This window comes from Sphingomonas arabinosi, assembly GCF_036663715.1.
In the GTDB taxonomy this organism is placed as follows: Bacteria; Pseudomonadota; Alphaproteobacteria; order Sphingomonadales; family Sphingomonadaceae; genus Sphingomonas.
Genome location: NZ_JAXOJN010000002.1, coordinates 108,294 through 129,977, shown reverse-complemented (window position 1 = coordinate 129,977; position 21,684 = coordinate 108,294). Strand labels below are relative to the sequence as shown.

At 63.8% G+C, this 21,684-nt stretch carries 18 protein-coding genes; 10 read left to right on the top strand and 8 right to left on the bottom strand.

The window, feature by feature from the left end:
* The first annotated feature begins 10 nt into the window (after positions 1–10).
* The 4 genes from U1708_RS03565 to U1708_RS03550 all read left to right on the top strand — a co-directional run bounded on the left by U1708_RS03565 (position 11) and on the right by U1708_RS03550 (position 7,333).
* The gene (locus U1708_RS03565) at positions 11–1,321 is read left to right on the top strand and encodes an MFS transporter (RefSeq protein WP_332742822.1); all 1,311 of its coding nucleotides are present in this window, start codon (positions 11–13) and stop codon (positions 1,319–1,321) included.
* A gap of 94 nt (positions 1,322–1,415) precedes the next feature.
* Positions 1,416–5,216, top strand: coding sequence for a LamG-like jellyroll fold domain-containing protein (locus U1708_RS03560; RefSeq protein WP_332742820.1), 3,801 nt, complete (start codon positions 1,416–1,418; stop codon positions 5,214–5,216).
* A 148-nt stretch (positions 5,217–5,364) separates the two neighbouring features.
* Positions 5,365–6,717 (top strand): DUF885 family protein, encoded by a 1,353-nt coding sequence (locus tag U1708_RS03555; protein WP_332742818.1) that lies wholly within the window; start codon positions 5,365–5,367, stop codon positions 6,715–6,717.
* 262 nt (positions 6,718–6,979) lie between these two features.
* Positions 6,980–7,333, top strand: coding sequence for a lysozyme inhibitor LprI family protein (locus U1708_RS03550; RefSeq protein WP_332742816.1), 354 nt, complete (start codon positions 6,980–6,982; stop codon positions 7,331–7,333).
* 33 nt (positions 7,334–7,366) lie between these two features.
* On the opposite strand, the gene U1708_RS03545 is transcribed toward U1708_RS03550, so the two are convergent.
* Together U1708_RS03545 and U1708_RS03540 are read right to left on the bottom strand one after the other, a co-directional pair.
* Entirely contained in the window at positions 7,367–8,653 is a 1,287-nt protein-coding gene (locus U1708_RS03545; protein WP_332742814.1) for a glycoside hydrolase family 130 protein, read from the bottom strand.
* Between the two features lie 194 nt (positions 8,654–8,847).
* Positions 8,848–9,648 (bottom strand): hypothetical protein, encoded by an 801-nt coding sequence (locus U1708_RS03540; protein WP_332742813.1) that lies wholly within the window; start codon positions 9,646–9,648, stop codon positions 8,848–8,850.
* A 113-nt stretch (positions 9,649–9,761) separates the two neighbouring features.
* Between U1708_RS03540 and U1708_RS03535 the strand changes: the two genes are divergently transcribed.
* The 3 genes from U1708_RS03535 to U1708_RS03525 all read left to right on the top strand — a co-directional run bounded on the left by U1708_RS03535 (position 9,762) and on the right by U1708_RS03525 (position 13,411).
* Positions 9,762–11,567, top strand: a complete 1,806-nt coding sequence (locus U1708_RS03535; RefSeq protein WP_332742812.1) for a DUF885 domain-containing protein — start codon at positions 9,762–9,764, stop codon at positions 11,565–11,567.
* A 53-nt stretch (positions 11,568–11,620) separates the two neighbouring features.
* Positions 11,621–12,007 (top strand): hypothetical protein, encoded by a 387-nt coding sequence (locus tag U1708_RS03530; protein WP_332742811.1) that lies wholly within the window; start codon positions 11,621–11,623, stop codon positions 12,005–12,007.
* 159 nt (positions 12,008–12,166) lie between these two features.
* Positions 12,167–13,411: an epoxide hydrolase family protein gene (locus U1708_RS03525; protein WP_332742810.1), complete on the top strand. Its 1,245-nt coding sequence runs from the start codon at positions 12,167–12,169 to the stop codon at positions 13,409–13,411.
* Between the two features lie 43 nt (positions 13,412–13,454).
* Here U1708_RS03525 and U1708_RS03520 read toward each other — a convergent pair whose 3' ends face one another.
* The gene (locus U1708_RS03520) at positions 13,455–14,036 is read right to left on the bottom strand and encodes an alpha-ketoglutarate-dependent dioxygenase AlkB (RefSeq protein WP_332742808.1); all 582 of its coding nucleotides are present in this window, start codon (positions 14,034–14,036) and stop codon (positions 13,455–13,457) included.
* Positions 14,033–15,127 (bottom strand): DNA polymerase IV, encoded by a 1,095-nt coding sequence (gene dinB, locus U1708_RS03515; protein ID WP_332742806.1) that lies wholly within the window; start codon positions 15,125–15,127, stop codon positions 14,033–14,035. Before dinB ends, U1708_RS03520 begins: the two co-directional genes overlap by 4 nt.
* Before the next feature lie 135 nt (positions 15,128–15,262).
* On the opposite strand from dinB, the gene U1708_RS03510 reads away from it, so the two are divergent.
* On the top strand, positions 15,263–15,766 hold the full coding sequence (locus tag U1708_RS03510) for a peptide-methionine (S)-S-oxide reductase (protein WP_332742803.1): 504 nt from the start codon (positions 15,263–15,265) through the stop codon (positions 15,764–15,766).
* A gap of 144 nt (positions 15,767–15,910) precedes the next feature.
* Here U1708_RS03510 and U1708_RS03505 read toward each other — a convergent pair whose 3' ends face one another.
* From U1708_RS03505 to U1708_RS03495, 3 genes are all read right to left on the bottom strand, one after another.
* Positions 15,911–17,026, bottom strand: coding sequence for a Gfo/Idh/MocA family protein (locus U1708_RS03505; RefSeq protein ID WP_332742801.1), 1,116 nt, complete (start codon positions 17,024–17,026; stop codon positions 15,911–15,913).
* Between the two features lie 90 nt (positions 17,027–17,116).
* Positions 17,117–18,877: a sensor domain-containing diguanylate cyclase gene (locus tag U1708_RS03500; RefSeq protein ID WP_332742799.1), complete on the bottom strand. Its 1,761-nt coding sequence runs from the start codon at positions 18,875–18,877 to the stop codon at positions 17,117–17,119.
* Between the two features lie 283 nt (positions 18,878–19,160).
* Complete coding sequence (locus tag U1708_RS03495) at positions 19,161–19,382, bottom strand: hypothetical protein (protein WP_332742797.1); 222 nt, start codon at positions 19,380–19,382, stop codon at positions 19,161–19,163.
* A 296-nt stretch (positions 19,383–19,678) separates the two neighbouring features.
* On the opposite strand from U1708_RS03495, the gene U1708_RS03490 reads away from it, so the two are divergent.
* Positions 19,679–19,840 carry a hypothetical protein gene (locus U1708_RS03490; protein WP_307084877.1) on the top strand — a complete coding sequence of 54 codons (162 nt, stop codon included), beginning with the start codon at positions 19,679–19,681 and terminating at the stop codon, positions 19,838–19,840.
* Positions 19,841–20,000: 160 nt separating this feature from the next.
* Positions 20,001–20,261 (top strand): DUF6440 family protein, encoded by a 261-nt coding sequence (locus tag U1708_RS20685; protein WP_443029927.1) that lies wholly within the window; start codon positions 20,001–20,003, stop codon positions 20,259–20,261.
* 92 nt (positions 20,262–20,353) lie between these two features.
* On the opposite strand, the gene U1708_RS03485 is transcribed toward U1708_RS20685, so the two are convergent.
* A complete protein-coding gene (locus U1708_RS03485) occupies positions 20,354–21,547 on the bottom strand; it encodes an alkaline phosphatase (protein WP_332742793.1) in 1,194 nt (397 codons plus the stop codon).
* Positions 21,548–21,684: the final 137 nt, after the last annotated feature.

Sequence of the window (21,684 nt, the reverse complement as noted above, 5' to 3'; positions counted from 1 at the left end):
GGAGAGGCCAATGGCGAGCATCAACATGCCGGAGGTGGGCGCGTCCAGCGGGAGAGGCGACGCAGGCATAGGCGGCAATATCGGCCGCTATCGATGGCTGATCTGCAGCCTGTTGTTCGCCGCGACCGCGATAAATTACGTCGACCGGCAGATGATCGGCGTGCTGAAGCCGACCATCTCCGCCGAACTCGGCTGGAACGAGACGACTTACGCCGACGTGATCTTCTGGTTCCAGGCGGCCTATGCGATCGGCTATCTTAGCTTCGGCCGGATCGTCGACGTGCTCGGCGCGCGGATCGGCTATTCGGTCGCATTCGTGATCTGGACGCTGGGCCACACGCTTTGCGGGTTCGCGGGTAACGCGTTCCAGTTCTCGGCGGCGCGCGTCGTGCTCGGCTTGGGGGAGGCCGGTAACTTCCCGGCTGGTATCAAGGCCGTGTCGGAGTGGTTTCCGGCCAAGGAACGCGCGTTCGCGACCGGGGTGTTCAACGCGGGTGCGAACATCGGCGCGGTCATCACGCCGCTGATCGTGCCGATCATCACGATCGCGTTCGGCTGGCGGATGGCATTCATCATCACCGGCGCAATCAGCCTTATCTGGCTGGTGGCATGGATCGCGATCTATCGTCGTCCGCGCGAAGTGGCGAAGCTTTCGCCCGCCGAACTCGCGCATATCGAGAGCGATCCGGCGGACCCTGCGAAGAAGATCGGCTGGCTCAAGCTGCTCGGCTACCGCGAGACCTGGGCCTACGCGCTCGGCAAGTTTCTGATCGACCCGATCTGGTGGCTGTTCCTGTTCTGGACGCCCGATTTTCTTGCCAAGACCTATCATCTAGATCTCAAGAGCTTCGGTCCGCCGCTGGTCGCGATCTACCTGTTGTCCGATCTCGGCAGCGTCGCGGGCGGCTGGTCATCGTCGAAACTGATGAAGCGCGGTTACTCCGCCAATTTCGCGCGGAAAGTCACGATGCTGGCGTGCGCATTCCTGGTGATGCCGATCTTCTTCGCCCAATATGTCGACAATCTCTGGCTGGCCGTCGGGATCTTGGGGCTGGCGACGGCGGCGCATCAGGCGTTCTCGGCGAACCTCTACACGATCCCCTCGGACATGTTTCCGCGTGGCGCGGTGGGGTCGGTGGTCGGGATCGGCGGCACGGTCGGCGCGATCGGCGGCATGATGATGGCCAAGTTCACCGGCTACATCCTGCAGACCACGGGTAGCTACACGCTGATCTTTGCGGTCGCCGGCAGCACGTATTTGATCGCGATCACCGTCGTGCATCTGCTGTCGCCGCGACTTGCGAGAGTGGACGCGGGCTAGGTTGCCCTTCCTTGTCCTCCCGCGAAGGCGGGAGCCCAGCCTGGACTTCCGCCTTGGCGGGAGAACAAGCTTTTTTGGCCCCAAGGAGAGAAGCGTGAAGCGTTTCACTACGGCGTCCGTCCTCGCATTGGCGATCGCATCCACAACATCCGCCGCCGCACAGAATGCGACCGGCCTCCTCTTCCGCGCCTCCGCCGACAAAAGCCTCACCGCCGACTATGCCACCGGCGATCCCGTCCCCAATTTCCGCAGCGGCGTCGACATCACGCCGGATGGTGCGATCGGTGGTGCTGCGCGCTGGGCCGACGACGGCTATGTCGCGTGGAAGGCGCCGGGCAACATCCGCGCGGACCGCGGTACGCTCGCCTTCTTCTGGCGATCGCGCACGCCCGTCGGCGAAGCGCCGTTCGTAATCTTCCGCGCCGGGTTCGCGGATCATTCTAGCTGGGACATGGCGTTCCTGCGGATCGACTGGAACGGCCACGGCTTCGACGCCTTCGTCACCGACGCGAACCTCTCGCGCATCCGCGTCTCCTGGACGATCCCGCAAGCTCCTGCCGCGGACGCGTGGTCGCACATCGCCTTCGCCTGGGACGAAACCGTAGGCGTCCAACTGTTCGTCAACGGCAAGCTCGTCGCGCGCAAAGACCAGAAGGCCGACCTCGACAGCGGCCTAGACCAGTTCGGCCTGGCCGGCCGCGTCATGTCCCCCCACCAGGTCCAGAGCCGCTACAATTTCATGCGCGGCTCCGACCTCGACGAGATCCGCGTCTACGACCGCATCCTCCCCGCCACCGACGTCGCAGCACTCGCCGACAAGCGCGAACCATCCCCCGCCCCCGCGACCGACCCCACCGCGAAGCGCGCCGCCTGGCTCCACCGCTACGGCTGGGACAAGACCGCCCCGCCCGTGCTCGACGCCCCCGTCACCCGCGTGCGGAAAGTCGAGTTCGCCGACGCGAAGGACCTCAAGCAATGGATGTGGAAGGGCGTCGACGGCATCGCCGAGACGACCTGGCCCGGTGTCTACAACCGCTCCCGCCTGCCCGGCCGCGACGATTATTTCGAGCTGCCCGACTGGAACACCTATGTCGAAGGCGGCAAGCGCTACGACCTGACCATCCCGCCCAACGAACGCGTCAACCGCGTCGAGATCCGCGGCGCGGCATACGGCCGCCTCGACTGGAGCGACGGAACCAAGACTACCCAGATCGCCACCCGCGCCCAAGGCATAGTCCGCAGCGTAAACCAGTTCGCCCCCCGCACCGGCGGCACGCTCAGCTTCACCAACACGATGCAGGAGCAACCGATCCAGGAGCTCTGGGCCTACGACATCGGCGCCGGCGCTGAACCCGCGAACAGCTTCAAGCTCTCCTACACCATCGACGCCGCCGCATCCCCCGACCTCGCAGCCCTCGTCCCCCTCAACACGTACATCGCGGGCCGGTTCGCGCCCGACGAACGCAGCACCGTCGTCGCTATGCCCTCCGCCGGTCTGAAGGCTGCCGTCGGCGCGGGCACTGGTGGGGCATCCGGTGCGCCCGTCCGCCGCACGGACGCCGCCCCGATCGTCCACATCTTGATCCCGGCGAGCTTCGGCGACGCGCTCACCGACCGCCCGCTCGCCCGCGCGTTCGATTACGGCTGGCAGAATCTCAACGACGGCCTCGACGGCATAGCGATCGACATCCCCGCGCTGAAATCCAAGCCCAATGCCGCCGGCCTGATCGCGCTCAACATCCGCGTGAAGGACCCGATCTGGCTCGGCCGCGACATGATCGACCTTTCCGTCTCGGTGCGGCCGAACGAAGCGCGCACGCTCTGGCTGGACCTGCGCGATCGCGTCCTGCCCAACGACAGCCTCAATCTGACGATCGCCAGCTCCGCGCCCGACTTCGACGCGACCGCGCTGAACGGGGCCAAGATCCGCCTCGTCTTCAAGCCGCGTGCCGCCGCCCTGCCCGAACACATCGCCGATCGCATGGCGCAGGTGAAGGACAATTGGGGCTTCCTCGTCGAGGAACACACCGCGTCGAAGCGCGCCGGCCTTTACCAGCGCCTGTTCGCCGACATCTCCGATCTGCTCCGCGTCGATCCCGGCAACGCGCGCGCCCGCGCCTATTGGGCCGACATCAACTATCGTCCAGAGAACATGCCCGCCTTCGTCCAGCCCGTCGCTCCGGCGGGGGTGCCGCTTTGGGCCTTCAGGCAACTCGAAGACCTCCAACGGGTCCGCCAGTTCGTCACCTGGTGGATCGACGAACGCCAGGTCCCTTATGGCGATTTCGGCGGCGGCCTGTCCGACGATACCGACCTGACGCAACAATGGCCCGGCCTCGCGCTGATGGGTGTCGAGCCCGACAAGATCAACGCCTCGCTTCGCGCGCTGTCGGATGCGGTCTACAAAAACGGCATGATCGTGAACGGCCTCGGCTACATTACCGCCGACGAACTCCACGCGTACGAAGAGGGCCTGAACAGCAACGCCGAACGCCTCTATCTCAATTGGGGCGAACCCAAGGCCGTCGAACGCCTGATGGACAATACCCGCGCCCTGCAGACCGTCATCCTCAAGAACCCGGCCGGCCACATGCACTTCGCGAGCAACTGGTATGGCGGGCGAAAGATGTACCGCGAAGGCGCATGGGAATGGCAGAAACCCTATGCCTTCACCGTCATGCACGGCCCGATGCTGGTCGGCCTCTACAACGCCAACCCGCTCGCGCGCGGCCTGGTCACCGGCGTGATCGACGGCTGGATGGCACATGGCAAGCAGGCTCCGGATGGCAGCTGGAGCTATCCCAACGAGATCAACTGGCGCACCGATGCCGAGCGCGTCGGCGACGGCGGCGGCATCACCACGTCGCTACAGGCGACCTGGGCGGCGTGGCGCTACACCGGCGACGCGAAATACCTGCGCCCGATCGAAGCCCGCCTCGCCAAGGCCGGCCCCGGCGCGCTGGCCGAGTTCAACGAGAACGCCTTCGACGTACTCCCCGGCGGTGCCGCAGCGCGCAAGAAACTGGCGGAGAAGAAGTCGGACGACCCGTTCGCCCGCTACACGGCTTGGGCTGCATCAGGCGACACCGCGCCGCTGGAAGCGCTCCACGCCGACGCGATCGCCGACAAGTCCCAGCACATGGACATGTATACCGAGGGCCATTGGTGGAGCGACCGCGTCGACCAGCCGAGTGAGATCCTGCAACGCGAACGGCTCGGCGGCATCGCGCTGCGCCGCAACCAGAGCTGGCCTGGCAATACCGTAAGCTGGCGCTTCGCCGAACCGGGCGCGGCCGAGCGGATCGCGATCCTGCTGCCGGGCGCCACGCCGACCAAGTTCCGCGTCATTGCCTACAATACCACCGACCACGCCCAGCGCGCGACGATGTCCACCTGGACCGTCACCGCAGGCCGCTGGTCGATGCAGGCGTCGAGCAGTTCGGATGGCGGCAAGACACTCACACCGATCGGTGGCGCGCAGTCGATGGTGCTCGAACGCAGCGCGAATATGGATGTGACCTTCGCACCGGGTACGACGGTGTTCGACTTCACCTTGGTCGAAGCGGGAAACCCGGTAGACGAGCGTGCGGATCTCGGCATCGGTACCGACGATGTCGTCGTGAAGGGGCGCAATGTCGGCGTCACCGTCCACAGTCTCGGTGCAAGGGACGCGAAGGGCGGTCATGCGGATCTGGTCGACTTGACGGGCAAGGTGGTGGCAACCACGAGCATCCAGCCGCTAGCCGCCCCGCTCGACCTACTGCCGAGGACCACGACCGTGAAGCTGGGGATCCCGGCCCGCATCGATCCCGCAACGCTCGCCGTCCACGTCGCGCTGACCGGTGAAGAACCCGAGATCACGCAGGCCAACAATCACATCCCGCTGCCCCGCTGATGAGCATTATTTCTCGCAACATCCCCCTCGACTTCGCCCAGCCCGAACGGAGGGGGCGAGGATGACTCCGAGCCGCAGAAATGTGCTCGCCGGGCTAGTTTCGTCAGCCTTCGTCCCCGCGAATGTTCGCGCCCAGTCGATCACGTCCTTGCGCCAAGCCCTGGATGCAGCCGCCGCCACCGACCCTGACGAAGCGCTCCGCCTGCTGGCACCCTTCAACGCAGAGGGCCTGCAACCCACCGACCGTCTCGACCTGACCATTGCCCGCGCCGGTCGCACGATCGACGCCGCCATCGCACGGTCCGCGTTCGGCCGCACCGGGCGCAGCCCCTACCGCGTCACGCCGACGACCGGCGCATGGAAGGCCACACGCCTCGATCCCGCTAAGGTCGACGCCGACACTGCTGCAATCCTGGCGGACGCCGAGGCCGGAATCATTCTCCCCCGCCTGTCGCTCGACCGCACCGTAGAGGCGCTCCGTACCGCTCCCGAGAACCCCGCGATCGACCGCCAGATATCAACGCTCGAAGGCCTGAGAGACACCGCGCCTTCCGCCCCCGGCGTCGGCCGGCTCCGGGGCGGCTCGGACTGGTACGCTCTGCAACTCCAACGCTCGCTCGGCACCCTGACGCCGGCCTATGCCGAACGCCGTCTATTCGCCGAACTGAACCGCCTCCACGCCCGCGCCGCGAGGCTGTTCGATCAAATCGGTGCGCCCAAGGGGACGATCGCAGAGCGTTACGCCGAACTCTGGCGCGACGATCGCTTCCTCTACCCCGACAGCGATGCCGGCCGTGGGCAGGCAATCGCTGATATGAACCGGATGCTCGCCACCGCCCGCAGCCATATCCGGGCGATGTTCGGCGATCTCCCGCAATGGTCCCTGAACGCCATCGCCCGCCCGCTATCCCAGCAGGAGATCGCCAGCGGCCGCGGCGGGTATCGCGAAGTGCCCTCGCCGACCCGACCCGGCGCGTATGTCGTCGACCTCAAAGACATCCGCCGCCGCCCACGCTGGACTCTCCCCAGCGTCGTCGCCCATGAATTGCTCCCCGGTCACATGATCCAGCTCGGCCTGGAAAGCGCCACCCCGCCCCACCCGCTCCGGATCGACTATGCCTCCGCATTTGTCGAGGGCTGGGGCATCTACGCCGAGCAACTCGCGGAACGGGCCGGTGCCTATGCCGATCCGCACGACGAACTTGGGCACATCCACTGGCTGCTCTTCCGCGTCTCCCGCGCGCTCGTCGACCTGGGTATTCACCTCCACGGCTGGTCGATCGACCATGCCCGCGAGCGCTTGATCGAATGGCAGGGCGAACCGGCATATTTCGCACCTTTCGACGTCGAGCTCGCGCGCATTCCCCTCGAACCCGCCTCGCGTGTCGCCGAAGCCATGGCTTGGCTCACGATCGCCGATAACGGCCATGACACACCGTCGATCCCGTATAATCACGACATGGTGGCCCGCGGGCGCAGAAGAATTCCTCCTACACTTTGAGCGTCGGGCCGCCGTCATTGTGCTATGGCGTGGATAATCGCTCCCCGAGCTTACGCGTTCTATACTGGAATATCATATCCGCATTCTCATACTCGTCATGTTCGCTGTCCTGACCGGTTGCAAGGAGGGCAAGCGACCCAACTCGTTCGAGACCGGGAACGAACAGGCAGATTCTGCAACGCCTCCGACCTATAGCGGCATCCCGAAGGACGAGGCTAAGAAGTAGCCGATCGCGGCGTCATGCCGCCAACGGAGAATCGCGATGCTTACCCTCGCCTTGGCTTTCGCTCTTGCCACCTCGCCTGAACTCGACCGCTGTCTGAACACCGGCGATGCGGCGCGCGGCGTGACCGCGGCGATGGCGGCGTGTTTCGGCGCCGACTATCGGCGCGCGGACGCACGGCTGAACGCAACCTATCGTACGACGATGAAGCGGCTGCCTGCAAGGCGCCAAGCGGCATTGCGGACCTCGCAGCGCGGCTGGATCAGGCAGCGCGACAGTGCGTGTCCACTCGACCGGAGCAAGGGCGCCGGCACGATCGAACGGCTGAACCATCCGGCTTGCCTGACGAAGCAGACCGATCGACGCACCGCCTGGCTCGCGCGCTTTCGCTGATGCGTCGATCGGTCGTGGCCCACGGCCCGCGGATCAACCCGGCTCCATGACTGCCAACAGATCGTCGACGTCGCCGACGGCGAACGCCGAGAATTCGTCGCCGATCGCGTACGGCAGCAATATGCGACGATCCCGGATCAGCGCGCCACAGCTATAGGTCACGTTCGGCACATAGCCGCCGCGTTGTTCCGCGCTCGGGAACAGCAAGGGCGAAGCCGTGCGCGCCAGCACCTTGGACGGATCGTCCTTGTCGAGCAGACAGGCACCGATGCAATATCCGCGGACCATGCCGACGCCGTGCGTGAAGACGAGCCAGCCCTCGTCGATCTCGATCGGCGACCCGCAATTGCCCAACTGGACGAATTCCCAGGGATATTTCGGGGCCATGATCGGCGCCCCGGTTTCCCACGTGTAGAGGTCGTCCGACCGCAGCAACCAGATGTTCTCGCTGTCCTGCCGACCCAGCATCACGAACTGGTTGCCGATCCGCCGGGGGAACAGCGCCATGCCCTTATACCCCGTCATCGCTCCGGCCAGCGGCCTCATCTCGACCGTGCGCAGGTCGATGCCGCGCAGGATCTCCTGCCGTGCATCCTTGCCGTCGAAGGCCGTGTACGTACCGATGACGCTGCGGACGCCGTCGTGATCGGTGAAGTTGACCAGCCGAAGGTCCTCGATACCCTGGCGCTGGCTGGGCAGGACCGGGAAGATCACGGTTTCCGACGCGTCCTGGCTGTCTTCGCACAGCAAGCGAACCCAGCCATCGGTCTGGCGTTCGATTTGGGGCGGTACGCCGTGGGCGCTCGGCGGGTCGATCACCAGTCGATCGCCCGGGCCCCATTCACCGGTCCGAAACGTGATCGACGAGATATGTCCTTCGCCGATCCCCCGCAGCGACATGACGAAGCGTATCGCGCCGGGAACGGAGGGCTCCTCGTCGCTCAGTGCAACGATACTCGGATTGAACAGCGCCGCCGATTCGAACGCATATTCCTGGCTGAAATAGGCGCCGATCAAAAGCCGCTCATCGTCGTCGACCTCGCCCTCCCCTATGTCCTCCCGCACCTCTTCGAAGCGGCGGAGCAACACCTGCTCGACGTTGCGATGGCGTTCCCGCATCGGGGTCAGCAACAGGTCGCGCATCCGTTCGCGCATCGTATCGTCCAGCGCACGAATGCGGTCCACGACGACCTTGCTGCGCGGTGGGTGATCCGCCTCGAACGCTGGCGGGTAGCCGAAGCTGAACGGCCGGATCACGGTGCGTGACGGATCGGGCTTCAATTCGACGTCGAGCGTCGTGAAGACATCGGCAGCATTCATCGGCATCGGCCCCTGGCATAAGATCGCGAACGGAAGCTCGCGTCGTGGAGCTAACGATACTGAGCCGGTCGCGATCCATTCTGGCGACAGGCTAATAGTTTAGCCTCAGGCTTCCGGCGATGGAGGACGTCGGTTTTGATCCAGAAACCGCTGCGTTGGGCGACAGGCGACTCCGATGGAGTCAACCAGCCCCGTCAGATAAACCGGCTTTCCTCGGTATACTTCAGTTCCAGATACCGCCCCTGCACGGCAATTTCGTCGAGGGTGCTTTGCTGGAGCAGGGTATTCGCCCGAGCGAGCTCCGAGTCGATCAGTTGCAGACCGTTTACCAGGTGATCGTCGGGCGTACGGCCGTCGGCGTGAGGTGCACGTCGTGCAGAAATCGGTACCGCGCGCCAACTCTCGACCAAACTCGGTAGTTCTACCGCGACCAGCTTGCGGATCGACGCCGCCGCAGGGCTGCGTGGGTCCAACCTATCGAGGCGTGGTGCCAGATCATCGAACCGGCGACTCATCGCATCGGTGAGATGAATGGCGGCTTGCGGCATGCCACGGCGTTGCGCGGCGAGCCAGACGACGGTGTGGTCCGCCAGGTTAGGGAGTGCTGCTTCTGCCAAGGCCTCCCGCCCCGGTGCGCGAGGCGTGGCGCGGACGAAGACCAGCGTGGTCAACATCAGCATCAGGGCCGCGGCGATGGCGGTCGCGACGCCGACGGATGCGATGGCGGCGAGCAGCGCCCAAGCCATCAACGATGCTATGGCCGCCAGGATCAACCGGACCATCAGGCGCCGCTGCCGCCGTGCTTTCGCCTCGCGTTCACGGCGCGCTTGTTCGCGTCCCTCGGGCGACATCCGGCGAAGCAAGTCTTCGGCGTGGGTAAGCCCGATATCGGCAAAGCCGGCCGCGACGTTGCGCACGCGGTAGCTGATCGGCTCGGACTGACCGGTATCTTCGTTCATTCGGACAGGATGGCGGTTCTTGCCAATCAGGTCCATTCCTCATCGCACGATGCAGCAGGCGACTTGCGACCGGCCGCGCCGCATCAGAAACTGGTTATGGTCTGGCGGGGGGTGCGGTAGATGATGGCGATCCATAATCGGGAGCGTTTATGCATCGCCGTCAGTTTCTTGCATCCACCAGCCTCTTGTCCGCATCCGTAGCCTTGCCTGGCATCGCCTACGCAGGTGCGAGGGGGCGCGAGGATGATTTTCGTGCCATGCTCGATCGCTTCTTCTACGCGCGACTGGACGACAGCCCCGAGCAGGCGACGTCACTTGGTCTCGACACGGGGTCGCGGGCATCGTTGAAGTCGAGACTCGACGACACGTCGCGGGCGGGTCAGGCGCGACAGTTCGCGCGGGCTAGGCAGGAACTGGCCTCCCTGAAAACGGTACGCCGCGAGGCGTTGAGCGAAGCGGCGCAGCTCGACTATGATGTCGTGAAATATGGCCTGGACCGGGTGATAGCAGGAGAGCGCTATGCATTCGGCACCAGCGCGGGCCGGTACGCGCCCTATGTCCTGACGCAGTTGACCGGTGCCTATCGCGACGTGCCGGACTTTCTCGCCAACCAGCACAGGATCGCGAACGCCTCGGATGCCGACGCCTATGTGGCTCGCGTGCAGGCGTTCGCTGGTGCGATCGACGTCGAAACCGAACGTCAGCGCGAAGACGCCGCCAAGGGCGTATTCGCCCCCGACTACATCTTGGATACCACCCTCAAGCAGCTTGCGTCGGTGCGGGACAAAGCGCCAGACGCCTCGGGTATCGTGACGGACCTTGCTGCCAAGCTGAAGGTTGCCAATCTACCGCCAGAACGTGCCGCGACCGTGGCGACGCTGCTGGGCGAGCAGGTGTACCCCGCGCTGGATCGGCAACGGGCGCTGGTCACGGAATTGCGCGGGCGCGCGGTGCACGATGCCGGGGTCTGGCGTCTGCCGGACGGCGATGCCTATTACGCGGCTGCGGCGAGTGCGGCGACCACGGTCGAGATGACCGGCGACGATATCCACAAGCTCGGCCTGGCACAGGTGGCGGAGATCGGTGCCCGCATCGATGGCATCCTGAAGCGGCAAGGACTGACGCAGGGCAGCGTCGGCGAACGACTGGTGGCGCTGAACAAGCGTCCCGATCAACTCTACCCCAATACCGATGCAGGCCGAGACGCGCTGCTGGAGCAACTGCGCGGCCAGATCACGGCGATGACGAAGCGCCTGCCCGAGCAGTTTCCCGTTCTACCGAAGGCGCCCGTCGAAGTCCGTCGAGTCCCCGAGGCGATCCAGGCCGGTGCGCCGGGCGGCTACTACCAGTCCGCGTCCCTCGATGGATCGCGCCCAGCCATCTACTTCATCAACTTGCGCGACACGTTCGATCGCCCCAAGTTCGGGCTGGGAACGCTGAGCTACCACGAAGCGGTGCCGGGGCATCATCTTCAGGTCATGTCGGCGCTGGAAAGCGAGAACATCCCCCTTATTCGCCGCCGCGGCTTCTACTCCGGTTATTCCGAAGGCTGGGCATTGTACGCAGAACAATTGGCGGACGAGATGGGCATGTACGACGGCAATCCGCTAGGTCAGGTCGGATACCTCCAGTCGTTGTTGTTTCGCGCCACCCGCCTCGTGGTCGACTCCGGCATGCACGCCAAACGATGGAGCCGCGAGAAGGCGACCGACTATCTGATCGCCACCACGGGCATCGCTCGCGGTCGCAGCCAGGGCGAGATCGACCGTTACACGGTCTGGCCGGGACAGGCCTGCAGCTACAAGATCGGGCATACCGTCTGGGTGAAGTTGCGAGACGAGGCAAAGCGCAAGGCCGGCACAAACTGGGACCCGAAGGCTTTCCACCAGATACTCGCAATGGGTGCCATGCCGCTGGCGGTCTTGGAGCAAGTGGCGCGCAAGCAGATGGCGTAAGCCGATACGATATCGGAGATCCAGTAACCTTAGTGCTTACCAAAGGAAGTCATATGCGATCGATACTCCTGCTCAGTGCGTGCCTCTTGGTATGCGCGTGCGGCTACGGATCGAAGGAGCCGACCGTCATCGATGGAGCCAATGCGGAGACGTTCAGTCGAACGTTGAGCGCGGCGAAAGCCGACCTCGGGCCAAAGGACCGGCTGAAGTTCGAGGCGGCGCTATCCGAGTTCAAGGCGCGAACCTTCGCCAAGGCGGATACCCGCGCAGACTACCAACGCATGCTGCGCAAAGGGTTGGACGGGCTGACTGCGCCTCGCGTCGTCAGCCAGTTCAATCGGGATGTCGACCGGGTCGGAGGCCAGGCCGCGGACGCGGTATTCGAGGCGAAGCGTGCCTTGAACGGCAAGGAGCGTCCGGCCGATCGTCGTTCCGAATAACGTCCGATGTCGACATAAGGGCGATGGGCGTAGGCTGGCTCGATCTTTCATCGGCATCGCATCCGGGGTGAACGCGATCACCCCGGATGCGTTGGGCGTGTACTCCCGGCTGGGTCCTCCCGGCTGGGGACACTTCTCGAAGCGGAGCAGGACGCCGAAATGCCGAAACCCTTTACCATCGCCGTTCCGGACGAACGCCTTGCCTCCATCCGCGCGAAGGTAGCGGCGTTCGACTGGGGTGCAGTCCCGGATGCAGGGGGCTGGCAATCCGGCGTCGGTCTCGCCGATCTCAAGCGGCTCGTCGACTATTGGCAAACGCGGTACGATTGGCGCGCTCAGGAACGGCGCATGAATGCCTTCCCCCAGTTTACCGCAGACGTACGCGGGCAGCGTCTCCACTTCGTCCATGTACGGGGCGACGGGTCACGGTTGCCACTGTTGCTGCTGCACGGCTGGCCGGGTTCGTTCCTCGAGTTCGAAACGCTGATCGCGCCGCTCGTCGCCGATGGTCACGATGTCGTCGTTCCCTCGCTTCCCGGTTACGCGTTCTCGGGAAAGCCCGCCTCCCCGATCGGACCGCGACAGACTGCGGAGTTGATGCATGACCTTATGGTCGAGCTGTTCGGTGGTGGGCGCTACCTGATCCAGGGCGGCGACTGGGGCGCGGCGATCGGTGCGTGGATGGCATATGGCCATCCCCGGGCGGTAGCCGCGCTTCACCTCAACATGCTGCTGATCCAGACCGAAGATGCCACCCCGAAAGCGCCTGCCGAGCTTACCTGGGCCGCTCGACGGGCCGAACTGGCAAAAGAGGAAACGGGCTATTCGCAGGAGCAGGGAACGCGCCCGCAGACGTTGGGTATCGCCATGTCGGACAGTCCGGTCGGGGTGGCGGCATGGATCCTCGAGAAGTTCGGCGCGTGGGCCGACGTGCCTCGGGACGAACACGGCAGGCCCGATCTCTGGCAGGCGTTCGACGAAGATGTGCTCCTGAACACGATCATGCTCTATCTGGTCGAGGGATCGTTCGTGACGTCGACGTGGATGTATCGCGGACGTGTGCTCGAGGGATCGGGCAAGTTCCCCAAGGGCACGCGGATCAAGGTCCCGACTGCCGTCGCGGCGTTCCCCGATCCGGTGTTCCCGCCCCCACCACGGTCGCAAGCTCGCAAGACCTACGACATCGTTCAATGGACCGAGATGGAGGCTGGCGGCCATTTTGCGGCACTGGAACAGCCGGAGTTACTGCTGGCCGACATGCGGAAGTTCTTTGGCCACAAGCGGGCGATGGCGAAGGCCGCACGCCCGTCCACCGCGTTTCGCGTGACGGGGATCGTCGCAGCGACGCTAGGAGTTGCGGCACTGTGTATCCGCCTCGCGGCGAAACGCGGCGAGTGGGAATGAAGAGGCTCAGAGTCATTGCCGCGGCCTGAAATGGCAACTCGCGTTACCGAGGCAATGTCTTTCGGCCGATCGCGGACAGACTACGGAATGTGATCGACCATCGCGGTCGGTCCATTTCGACGATGCTGTGTTCCCAATCATGCCGGACGGGACCGCTGAGGTGATAGGCGGCGCGCGGGACGAGCGGCGCCGACGCCCGATCGAAGCCGCCCTCCCGTCGGCGTCTGAAACGCATGGTTGCGGGCTCGCCGAGCGAAATCCCGATCACGTCTTCATACACCGACCGGTCACGATGCCAGCCGATGCCCGCACCCGGATCATACCGTATCAGCAACGCCTGGATCAGGAGCAGCGGGTCCAGCCGTGCGAAATGCGCCGCCCGGTCCCTGATCGGCAACAGCCAGTCGGGCATAGGCTCCGCGGCAACCGGCCGTCCCGCCTCGAAATCATACGCCCAGCCAAATGACGTCGTCAGGCGCTTGCCCGTCCAGCCCTGAAACTTGAACGGCGTCGGATCCGTTGCATCGATCCGCTCGATCAGCATCCGCTCCTCCTCCCGATCGACGATATCGGGCATCGTGTGCAGTCCGGGCAGGACCGGCGTACCGAACAGGTCGAGCATCATGCCCCCGCGACCGCGGCGAAGATCGGCAGTTCCTCGCGTTGCAACTCCGGTACATCGGCAAAGTTCGACACCGTCACGCCGACGAGCCTGATCGCCTTCTGGGACGGAAATACCGAGCGTACGAGGTCGAGGGAGGCCCGTTGCAAATCTTCCCGGGTCATCACGACCGTCGGCTGGCTGCGGCTGCGCGTGATCTGCTGGAAATCTGCGTATTTGATTTTGACGGTGACCGTCCGTCCGAACGCCTGACGCCGTTCGCACCAGCCCCACACATCGTCGGCCATGCTCGATACGCCGGCTTCGATCTCGCTCTCGTCGGTGAGATCGCGGTCGAAGGTCGTTTCCGAACCGGACGACTTGCGGACCCGGTCGGCACTGACCGATCGCCCGTCACGGGCCCGAGCAATGCCGTAATACCACTCGGCAGAACTCCCGAAATGGCGCCGTAGGAAGTCCAGGGACTGAGCGCGAAGATCCGCCCCCGTCTCTATCCCAAGCCGCTTCATCTTGGCTGCGGTCACCGGACCAACGCCGTAGAACCGGGCGACCGGCAGCGTCTCGACCCATGCAGGCCCCATCTCTGGCGTGACGGCGAACTGGCCGTTCGGCTTGCGGTGATCGGAGGCGATCTTGGCGAGGAATTTATTGTACGAGATGCCCGCCGATGCGGTCAGGCCGGTCTCGCGGAATATCTCCGCGCGGATCGCCTTGGCGGTGATCCAGGCAGTCGGCAGCCCCGCTTTGTTGTCGGTAACGTCGAGATAGGCCTCGTCCAGCGACAATGGCTGAACCAGGTCGGAGTAGCGCGCGAACACCGCATGGATCTGACGCGACACCTGCTGGTAAACGTCGAAGCGGGGCGGCACGAATATCAGATCCGGACAGCGCCGCAGGGCCGTGACCGAGGGCAAGGCGGACTTTACCCCATAGTCCCGCGCTTCGTAGCTGGCAGCCGCCACGACACCTCGGGCGCCGGCATGACCAACGGCGACCGGCAGGCCTCGCAGCGCCGGGTTGTCCCGCTGCTCCACGGACGCAAAGAAGGCATCCATGTCGACATGAATGATCTTTCGGATATGCCCATCGACCATTAGCGCGCCATACCGCTAAACGAACGAAAAGGGAACGTGCAATAAGACTTCGCTTGAACGGAATTTGAAGGTCGCGAGCGCTTCGGCACTGCGTCGACCGGATGGAGCATGTTAGGACGTGACAGGAGTTTGGCCGTGGAAAAAATCGGGTTTGGTGGTGGGTGCCATTGGTGCACCGAGGGGGTCTTTCAGAGCTTGAAGGGAGTCGCCCAAGTGGACCAGGGATTCATTCGGTCCGAGACCCCGTCCGACGCCTGGGCGGAAGGGGTAATCGTCCATTTCGACCCTGCGATCATCACCTTGCCCGTGTTGGCCGAAGTCCACCTCAGGACGCATTCGGCAGTCGGAACCTATTCGCCGGACGGCAGGTATCGCAGTGCGATCTATGTATCCGATCCCGGTCAGCATGCTGAAGCTGCGAAGTCGATCGCCCAGTTCGCACTCGCTCAAGACGAGATTGCCCGGACGACCGTACTCCCTCTAGTCGGCTTCAAACCATCCGACGCACGCTACCAGAACTACTATCGAACCGATCCGGAAAGGCCGTTCTGCCGCCGGTACATCGATCCCAAGCTCCAATATATCCGTGAGCATTTTTCGGAGATAGCGGTTCCCAATCCCGCGGATTGTGAACCTTAGGCCGTACGTCCCGTTAATCGCCGAAGCACGAGTTTGGCCGGCGGTGACGCTGTACCGGCACTAAGACACCTCGCTAGCTAAAAGTTAGACGGCATCCATCCCTCACGATTGAATATCGTCGACAAGAAGATGGATGCCGGTCGATCACGCCGACTGGGGGATGATGCTGATCATTTCTTCCTCGGACGGCTCCTTTGCAGGCTTCAGCTTCAGGGCTTGATCCGGCTCTACGTGACGGGTGCGCGTCACAGGGTCGAGCGTCACGGTTTCACCCGTCTCGAGCGACCGCTCGACCGCCGCCAGCACGCGCATGTCCAACAGCCCCTCTTCGCCGTCGGCTTCCGGCTGGAGGTCGTTCAGGATGCAGTTCGAGAAATACTGTGTCTCGTTGCCGAACTGCTCGACCGGATCGAAGCTGTGTTCCTTGCTGCCGGCACTCGTCTTTTCGACATAGGAAATGCCGACCTTCGGACCGAACATGAAGGCCGGCGATGCGTGGATGCTGGCCTCCGTTCCGACGAGCTCGAAGAATTCCGACGAGGCCGTAGCGTAGCTGACGGTGAACTGTGCCGTTCGCTCGTTCGGGAAGCGCAACGTGACGGCTACGGTGTCATGGAAGTTGAACCCGCGCCCGGGCGTCTTCGCACCCACCGCGTGGACGGCGATCGGCTCCTGACCGAACAGGTTGCGGACCGCGTTGAGCGGGTACGTGCCCATATCGGGCACGGGGCCACCCCAATAGCCGTTGTGCCCGCGGGAATTGGCTTCCGCGACGTTCTGCGCGAACACGGACACGAAGCTGCGCAGTTCGCCGAACTCGCCGGCTCGCGCCCGGGTTATCATCTCGACGGTACCGGGCTCGTTATGAAGCCGGTACGCGATCATCAGCTTCGCCCCGCCCTTCTTCTGTGCCGCGATGATCTGCTCGGCTTCGGCCACGCTGGATGCCATCGGCTTTTCGAGCAGGACGTGGATCCCGGCTTCCAGGGCCGGCACCGCGTATTGCAGATGCAGGAAATTCGGCGTCGCGACATAGACCGCATCGATCTCGCCGGATTGGAGCAGCTCGCCATATTGCTCGTACGACCATGCCTTGATGCCATAGAGCTTCGCGAGCTTGTCCGCCTTCACCGGATCGCCGGTCACAAGTGCGGTCAGCTCGGAATTGTCCGTGCGTCCGATACCCGGCATGAATGCCTGCTGAGAGATCTGGCCACCGCCGACGACGGCGTACCGCACCTTCTTCTTATGCCCGAACATATCGGTCCTTCGATGTAGAGCTTGGGATGCCCCTTAACGAAGACCACCGGCGATCGTTGCGTTCGCCCGATCACCGGTACGCCGATCGAGCTATGCTAGTTGGACACGATCGCGGCCCAGCCGCTTGGCTTCGAACAGAGCGCGATCCGCCTCGCTTACCAGGGCACCCAAGGACCCGGCATCGTCGGCGGACCAGCTGCCGATGCCGAAGGATATCGTCACGGGGCCCAGCCTGCGTCCGTTACACTCTACCGTCAGATCCCGCAGGGCGACACGAAGCGCTTCTGCGCGGTTTTGGATGAGGCTCGACGGCGCGCCGGGGGCGATCACCATGAACTCTTCGCCACCATAGCGGCACACGATGTCGCCGTCGCGAAACTGCGATTGGAGAAGGGCGGCTACGGCAGCAAGCAGGCGATCTCCGGCCTCGTGCCCATGGCTGTCGTTGAACCGCTTGAAATGGTCGATATCGCACATGATGATCGACAGCGGCGTCCTGCCTCGCTTGGCACGCGCGGTCTCCAGCGCGAGCGCCTCTTCCATATAGCGTCGATTGAACAGCTTGGTGAGCGGATCGCGGATCGATTGCTCGCGAAGGCGGGAACGGAGGTTGTCGTTGACCAGTGCGAGGGCGACGCTTTCCTTGAGCATACCGATGCGGAAGCGGTTTTCGTCGGCGATGACCCCTTCGACGTAGAGCAACCCGAGCACCTCGCCGCCGGCGAGCAACGGCTGGCAACACCGTACGACGGGGTTCGGTCCGGCGGCATGGGGACAGATGAGGTCGGTACCCGATGCGTCGACGGAATGGGTTTGCCCGCGTCGGAGTGCCCAGCAGTTACCGGGTTGAAACGTCTCCGGCCTCGCTTGCGGATCGCCCCAGCTTGCCGTCCTGATCAGCATGTTGCGCGAGTGGTTGTGCAGGTACAGCGCGCCCGAAAGACCCGGCATCACTTGTGGCAGGAAGCAGTCGAGAACTTCCGACAATTCGCCGTCGTTCTGAATCGCCTGGAGCCGTTGCGACATCTCGCTCAGGACCTGGACCGACTGCTGTCGCGTTTCCTGGCGGTCGTTGATCGTGCCCAGTCGGTCAGCCATCTCGTTATAGGCCGATGCCAAGCGTCTGAACTCGATACTGCTCACGTTGGTGTCGGCACGGGCATCGCGATCGCCGGCCCCGAAACGCGTGACGACATCGAGCAGGTCGGCGAGAGGGCGCGAAATGCTGATACGAACGAACCAGGCGATCCCGCCGATCAGCAGCACCAGCAGCGGAAACCCATAGAGCAGCAACGCCTTGGATTCCGCGACCTTCGCCTGAGCCTGGGCGGCGCGACGCGACAGAAGTTGGCGTTCCTCCATCCGCATCGCGTCGACCTGTTGCTTCAGGGCCGTCATGAGGATGCGGCCGCGCAGCCGTTCCTTCGGATTCGGGATGCTGGTGGTCGGGTTTGCCAAGGTGCGTTGCTCGGCAGCCGACATGACGAGCGCCTTCTCGTCGGTCAGTTGCGCCAGTCGCGTGGCGCGAGCACGCTGGACCGGGTTATCGGCAACTAGGTTCTTCAGTCTGACGGCCAGGATCCTGGCTTCGACCAGATCGCCGTCGAAACCGGCGATGTAGCTTGTATCCCTCGTCATCAGATAGCCGCGCAATCGGGACTCTGCCTGGGTGACCCGGCTCTCGATCCCATCGAGGCTGATGATGACCTCCTGCGAATGGCTGACCCAGTCGAACGCCTGCCTGGAGTGCGCGCTGCTCTCGAGCATCATCAGCCCGAGCAACAGCGCAGCCAGGGCCGTTAGGCCCGCAACGCCGTAGATCCGCATTTCAAGCAGGCGAAAGGCTTTCACAGGAGCGAGCGCCCGACCGATGCAGGGCTCAGGCGTGCGAGCAGCTTACCCGCCAGATCGTTCGCCGTCATCGCCACCACATGTTCCAAATTGTCCGGGCAAAACACCCTGCCCGCCAGGCACTCCTACCGAAAATCAACGCGTTGCGAACCGTTGATCTTTACCAGAACGCGAAAGATGCCGTGTAAAGGCCATGATCTACCCAAATCGTCGATGCCACGACCATCTGAACTGGCCGAGTAGCGGCTGGTCCTTTAATACAAGAGATCTTAGTGGTTTACGGTCAATTCGCAGCAGATCGCGACAACCGGGCCTGAAGAAACTTCTGCGCATCGACCATGCATGCTTCGACGGCCGATATGCCCTTCGCGGTCAGGCCTATCACGTCGTCGAGGTTACCCTGTCCGTCGCCGTTGACCAGGTCTTCCCCGTGCAACACCATGATCCAACGGCTGCCGGCGGACGGTGGGGCTTCGGCGACTTCGAGCACGTCGCGCCCGGTCATCCGACGTCCATCGGCATCCGCCACGAATAGCGCCAATAAGATATTCCAGGCGGTCTCCGAAAGCACGGCCTGAGGTAGATGATCCGCACGCATACGGCGCAACTCGAAAACGCTACGCGCCAGCGCAGTTGCCTCGTCATGCCTGTTCAAAGCTCGTCGCCCCTCATGTTGCCAACGCCCACGGTTCAGCCCCTTAACGCCAGAAACGGACGATCAGGCAAGTTCGACCATCAGAGCGGATCGGCGATGTGGAACACCGCGCGATTTCGCCGGTTGCTGCGATGAGGAGAGCGATGATGACCGATGCGATCAAGCCGACCACGACCACCAAGAAACCGAACCTGTCGACGGAACACCAGAACGACGGGGATGCGAGACGCCCGAGCGATACGCTGAACAAGGATACGCCGAGCACCGAAGGGCAAAACGCTCCAAAACGGAAGTCTTCGCTCACGTAGAACCGGCGTATTCCAGAACAGCGAAGACCGGGCGTATCCTGCCAGTGCATCGGCGGGATGCCCGCATTGTCGTGTTCGCTTCGAACATGCTTGACGTCACGCCATATACGGATGAGCTTGGGTCATAGCTCACGTCAACGTTGGTGGAGGCGGTAAGGCAATGCGACTTAATGCGGTTTACTGTATCGCTGGTGCGATGTTGGTCTCAGGCTGTGACAAACTAAGCTCGTCATCACAATCCGCACCGATCAGGACAGTGACCGTCGAAGGCAATCTGCGGGGTAATCAATCGGGTGGCGAGGAGGTGCGCGTCTGGCGCGACCCGGAAACAGGGTGTCAGTATCTGCTTTGGGAGCGACGGCGACGGGGAGGTATAACGCCCCGCCTTACCATGGAGGGCCGCCCCATGTGCGGAGCGTGATCCTCGCCCGTCACCCCCAACAGAACGAACCCTGCACTTTTCCCCTTTAGCGGCCGATACGCTGATTCGGCCGAGTTGCCGCAGCGATCAGTTCACTTGTCCGGCTTCCACCCGAATGCGCTCATCATGATATCGAACAAACGCGTATTGGTCAGGAAGCCCCGGACATTCTCCGATCCTGGACCGGAGGCAGCCGCGATGACCTCCTCGCCGGTGTGGCCATCCTGAACGCTAATGATTTCATTCGTGGCGGGCGTCGCACCTGGTTTTGCGGCTTCGGCAGCGAACTGCTCTGCGAGGGGCGTTCCGCGCTTGCCGCCGCCCATGCGCAGGCCAAAGCTGTGATCGGCGGTGAACAGGATCAGCGTGTCCTTGCCCGCGATCGCGCTGACGCGGCGGATCATGTCGTCCATCTCGATGACGTGGCGCAGCCCCTTCTTGGGATCGTCGGTGTGCATGTCCCACTCGACCATAAGGAAATAGCCCTTGGGGTTGCGCGCGAGCTGGCCGATCGTCGCCTCGACCGCGGGAAGCGGCGCGAAATCGGTGTCGCGCAGGACGACTGCTCGGTTCGCCTGTCGGACGAGCGCGGGATCCTCACCGAAACGGTAGCCGGCGGTCGTAAAGGCCTGATCGGCGGTGGTCTGGCGAGCGCCGAACGATGCGATGGCATCCGCGCGCCCCTTGCCGATCAGGATGTCGACGCCGTTGCCGAAGCGCGGTGCCAGCATCTGCCGGAAGATATCGTCCTTGTCCTTGCGTGACGCGACGTGCGCGTAGGTCGCCGCCGGGGTGGCGTCCCAGATGTTCATGTTGGTGACGACGCCCGTGGAAAGCCCGTATTGCTCGGCATATTCGAGCAGCGTCTTCACTGGCGTCACGCCACCACCCTGCGCATCGGGGACGACCGAGACCATCGCATTGTTGGTCTTGCGCCCTGTCATGATCGCGGTCATTCCCGCGCCGGAATCGGTTACCCAGTTGTTCAGCGACGAGGTATCGGACAGCGCGACATTCGGCATCGACTGGATAAACAGCGATTGCGCGCGATCGTTGGTGAGGATGCCCGCGGCATTGATCGTGGACACACCACCGGCGTCGCCCAGGAACACGATCACGTCGCGCGCGCGCTTCGCCGGTTGCTTGACCTGCGCGTCGGTAGCGGCGGGGCTTATCATCATGGCGCAACCGGCCATAAACCCACCGATCGCCAGGCCGGTGCGACGGATACGCGCTGCGGTAGTTAGCTGACCGGCACGCCGAAGCTTCACCAGATTGGTCTTCATGTGATGTGTCCTCGTTGAATAGCGAAAGATCCGGCTACGGAGTAACGGTCGGTGTTGGAGGCGCCGTCCGACCACGTCTTCTGCGCTTTAGAGCTTGAGACGGCGGTTCAGCGGAAGATGACGGTACGACTTCCTGC

Coding starts and splice junctions, on each gene's coding strand:
- U1708_RS03485 (WP_332742793.1), bottom strand. CDS start 21,547: ATGAAGACCAATCTGGTGAAGCTTCGGCGTGCCGGTCAGCTAACTACC.
- dinB (WP_332742806.1), bottom strand. CDS start 15,127: ATGGTCGATGGGCATATCCGAAAGATCATTCATGTCGACATGGATGCC.
- U1708_RS03535 (WP_332742812.1), top strand. CDS start 9,762: ATGCATCGCCGTCAGTTTCTTGCATCCACCAGCCTCTTGTCCGCATCC.
- U1708_RS03530 (WP_332742811.1), top strand. CDS start 11,621: ATGCGATCGATACTCCTGCTCAGTGCGTGCCTCTTGGTATGCGCGTGC.
- U1708_RS03520 (WP_332742808.1), bottom strand. CDS start 14,036: ATGATGCTCGACCTGTTCGGTACGCCGGTCCTGCCCGGACTGCACACG.
- U1708_RS03565 (WP_332742822.1), top strand. CDS start 11: ATGGCGAGCATCAACATGCCGGAGGTGGGCGCGTCCAGCGGGAGAGGC.
- U1708_RS03545 (WP_332742814.1), bottom strand. CDS start 8,653: ATGAATGCTGCCGATGTCTTCACGACGCTCGACGTCGAATTGAAGCCC.
- U1708_RS03495 (WP_332742797.1), bottom strand. CDS start 19,382: ATGACCGGGCGCGACGTGCTCGAAGTCGCCGAAGCCCCACCGTCCGCC.
- U1708_RS20685 (WP_443029927.1), top strand. CDS start 20,001: ATGCGACTTAATGCGGTTTACTGTATCGCTGGTGCGATGTTGGTCTCA.
- U1708_RS03525 (WP_332742810.1), top strand. CDS start 12,167: ATGCCGAAACCCTTTACCATCGCCGTTCCGGACGAACGCCTTGCCTCC.
- U1708_RS03505 (WP_332742801.1), bottom strand. CDS start 17,026: ATGTTCGGGCATAAGAAGAAGGTGCGGTACGCCGTCGTCGGCGGTGGC.
- U1708_RS03490 (WP_307084877.1), top strand. CDS start 19,679: ATGACCGATGCGATCAAGCCGACCACGACCACCAAGAAACCGAACCTG.
- U1708_RS03540 (WP_332742813.1), bottom strand. CDS start 9,648: ATGGACCTGATTGGCAAGAACCGCCATCCTGTCCGAATGAACGAAGAT.
- U1708_RS03550 (WP_332742816.1), top strand. CDS start 6,980: ATGCTTACCCTCGCCTTGGCTTTCGCTCTTGCCACCTCGCCTGAACTC.